Consider the following 2,253-nt stretch of genomic DNA (forward strand, 5'->3'; position numbering starts at 1 on the left):
CACGCCAGGTCGCAATGCCCGCTTCGCTGGGAAGCAATTCGAAAAGCATCATTCGTCCCGACAATTTGGTCAGAATCTGGGCTTGGTTCTTTCGGTGAACGGTCAACCGTATTTCAAAGCGATGAGCGGGTTCTCCGCCCTTAAGCGCACAGCGGTTCTTATGCAGCTTGGAACTGACAACTTGCAACCGTCCCATCTCGAGGACGGCGGCCCGTTGACGGACAACGATTGCCAATTCCCTTCTTATAGAATCAAAACTACCGGCGCGAAAGTGAGAGAAAGCATTCGATACTACTATGAATTATAATAGTTGAATATGCAACTATCCTAGAGGTGAGTTATGGAAAGAGACATACATAAGATGCTTGGGGAGGAGAAGATAGGAAGGCTTCTTCTCAGTCTCTCTTTGCCTGCGACTATCGGCATGCTCGTTCAGGCAATGTACAACTTCGTCGACACAATTTTCGTCGGAAGAGGCGTCGGGTCGATGGGCATAGCGGGCATATCTATTTCCTTCCCTGTTCAAATATTCGTTATGGCATTTGCTCAGATGTTCGGAATCGGCGGCGCTTCAGTTATATCCAGGGCGCTGGGTGAAAAGAATCACGAAAAGGCAAGGCGCGCCGCTGGAAACGTAATGGCTTTCTCGATCGCCTTCGGATTGGCGATGACTCTGCTGGGATACTTTTTTATAGATCAGTTGCTCATAATGCTCGGAGCGAGTGAAACCATCATTCCGTATGCGAGAGAATACCTGGGCATAATACTTCTCGGAAGCGCTTTCTTTTCTTTTGGAATGGCTATGAGCCATGTTATTAGGGCAGAAGGAAAACCAAAGATAGCAATGGCTGCAATGTTGATCTCTGCTGTTCTTAACATAGTTCTTGATCTCATTTTCATTTTCACTCTCAACATGGGCATAAGAGGCGCGGCGCTGGCAACCGTTTTGTCTCAGGCGATTACCTCGGTCTATATTCTCTTTTATTTCACCAGCGGAAAGAGTCTGTTGAGAGTCTCTCTGGCTTCTTTGCTTCCAGAGTGGAGAATCCTGAAGGAAACAGTCTCCGTGGGTCTTTCTGCATTTTCAAGACAGGTGGCAGGCAGCCTTCTCGCTGTGGTTCTCAACAATTCGCTAGTATTTTACGGCGGGGATATTGCCGTTGCGGTGTTTGGGGTAATCAACAGACTTCTAATGGTTTTCATTATGCCAATGTTCGGCGTGAATCAGGGATTTCTTCCAATTGTAGGATACAACTACGGCGCCAAAAAAATGAGGCGAGCAAGAGAGTCTGTCAAACTGGCCTCCGCAGTTACCACGTTGATCGCCCTTTTCTCGACAATCATAATGTTCTTCTTTGCAAGACAACTCATATCGATTTTCACTGATGAAATCGAGCTTATTGAACCCACGATCTTTGCTCTCAGAATTGTGGTCCTTGCCATTCCTACGATCGGGATTCAGGTTATTGCGTCCGGAATGTTCCAGGCACTCGGCAAGGCCATACCCGCACTTTTCTTATCCCTCCTTAGACAGATTATCATTCTTATCCCTTTGATTCTAGTGATTCCTCGCTTTCTGGGGATTAATGGCATCTGGATGTCCTTTCCACTTGCCGATTTGATCGCTTTCGCAATATCGCTGGTTTTCTACCTTAGAGAACTGAAGATATTCCGATCAAGTGAGCTCAGTGTTGAGGCAGGCACAACGGATGTCGCGTGATCCAGCCTTCAATAGAGAAGAGTACATTGGCCGCTGGATATATCGCATTTCGCGCAGTGCAAACGTTTATTTCAGCCGGGAAATGCAGAGATTTGGGCTGGGAAGCGGCCACTTCTTCTTTGTGAGAGTGCTGATGTCCAGAGACGGAATAACCCAGAATGAGCTCAGCGAAATTCTAAGTGTCGATAAGGGAACTACTGCTAAAGCCATGAAGAAACTTACCAGAAAAGGCTATATAAGGAGGGAACCCGACCCATTAGACAGCAGGAGTTACAGGCTTCACCTCACAGAAAGCGGGAAGATGCTTGGTGAAGACCTGAGAATGCTGGGAAAAAGCCTTGAGGGACTCCTAACAGAAGGCTTCTCAAATGATGAGAAACGTCAACTGCTTTCTCTTCTTCAAAGAGCAGCAGAGAATGCCAGGAAAGCTAAAGAAGACCAATGACATGTCTCGTCTGGGATCCAACTTGGTATCAGAAGCGACCGGCCCGTGCGTTACGCGCGGGCCAGTGCCTTCAAGTGTTTCTAAATTA

2 protein-coding genes are annotated in these 2,253 nt (G+C 47.3%); both read left to right on the forward strand.

Translation table 11 applies throughout. The features are described 5' to 3' along the window. Positions 1–340: 340 nt before the first annotated feature. Positions 341–1,720, forward strand: coding sequence for an MATE family efflux transporter (locus ENN47_09000; GenBank protein HDP78301.1), 1,380 nt, complete (start codon positions 341–343; stop codon positions 1,718–1,720). After that, on the forward strand, positions 1,710–2,165 hold the full coding sequence (locus tag ENN47_09005) for a MarR family transcriptional regulator (protein ID HDP78302.1): 456 nt from the start codon (positions 1,710–1,712) through the stop codon (positions 2,163–2,165). The genes ENN47_09000 and ENN47_09005 overlap by 11 nt, the downstream gene beginning before the upstream one ends. The last annotated feature ends 88 nt before the right edge of the window (positions 2,166–2,253 follow it).

It is taken from the genome of Mesotoga infera (assembly GCA_011045915.1).
Classification (GTDB): domain Bacteria; phylum Thermotogota; class Thermotogae; order Petrotogales; family Kosmotogaceae; genus Mesotoga; species Mesotoga infera_D.

Coding starts and splice junctions, on each gene's coding strand:
- ENN47_09000 (HDP78301.1), top strand. CDS start 341: ATGGAAAGAGACATACATAAGATGCTTGGGGAGGAGAAGATAGGAAGG.
- ENN47_09005 (HDP78302.1), top strand. CDS start 1,710: ATGTCGCGTGATCCAGCCTTCAATAGAGAAGAGTACATTGGCCGCTGG.